Raw genomic sequence first — 396 nt, 5'->3', positions numbered from 1 at the left:
GGCTATACGTACTTCTCGCTCCCAATCTTCTCCTATTGTACTTACAGAAAACACCTTATTCACCCACTCTCTATCTTTATTGGCTCTATCTACTGCGCAAGCAATAGATGTAACTAGTTTGTTTTGTTTGTCTATTTTACCAGTGGAGACATACTCCATAAAAGAGAGCAGATGCTTATCTTTTGTCTTCTTATAATCCTTACAGTTAAGAGCAATCCAGTGTATACCGCTGTCTATATCTAAAGATGTGTCTTGCCTACATATTGGTTCTATTTCATATACAGGAAGTCCTGCTTTGAAAGGGTCGTGATTGCAAACAAATATAATATAGCTTGTGTCTAGCTTATCGTAGTCTGCCCCTTTATCAAGCGATGCAGTATCAATAGATGCTTGATA

General features: G+C 37.6%; 1 protein-coding gene. It reads right to left on the bottom strand.

Annotated features, from left to right (window positions below):
- A partial coding sequence (locus G7Y46_RS09015) for a hypothetical protein (protein ID WP_206214205.1) occupies window positions 1-396 on the bottom strand: 396 nt, incomplete at both ends.

Source organism: Adlercreutzia sp. ZJ304, from assembly GCF_011039075.1.
Taxonomy (GTDB): Bacteria; Actinomycetota; Coriobacteriia; order Coriobacteriales; family Eggerthellaceae; genus Adlercreutzia_A.
Note: the sequence above shows the minus strand (reverse complement) of the source record. Positions and strands in the feature narration are given on the sequence as shown.